The sequence below is a fragment of the Ewingella sp. S1.OA.A_B6 genome, from assembly GCF_049889095.1.
In the GTDB taxonomy this organism is placed as follows: domain Bacteria; phylum Pseudomonadota; class Gammaproteobacteria; order Enterobacterales; family Enterobacteriaceae; genus Ewingella.
The window spans coordinates 1-281 of record NZ_JBLJFK010000063.1 but is presented as its reverse complement, the minus strand read 5'-3'; the positions used below and the strand labels follow the sequence as shown (position 1 = coordinate 281).

General features: G+C 62.6%; 1 protein-coding gene. It reads left to right on the top strand.

What is annotated here, in order from left to right; translation table 11 throughout:
* Positions 1 to 281: hypothetical protein (locus ACMV8I_RS21475; protein WP_498867158.1), on the top strand; the 281-nt coding region annotated here is incomplete at both ends.

Below are 281 nucleotides of genomic sequence, written 5' to 3'. Positions count from 1 at the left end.
AAACATCGGCCTGACCGGCAAAGAAGTTAATATTCTGGCGGCGGGTAATCAGAGCAGCCAGACGCACACGGTGGAACAGAAGACCAGCGGGCTGACGCTGGCGCTGACCGGCACGGTGGGCAGTGCGATTAACACGGCAGTGTCGAGCGCTAACGATGCCAGCAACGAGAGCAACGGGCGACTTGCTGCGCTACCGGGGATGAAGTCGGCCCTGAGCGGCGTGCAGGCGGCGCAGGCGACGTCTCTGGCTGAAGCGGGTGGCAGTGAAGGCAGCATGATAG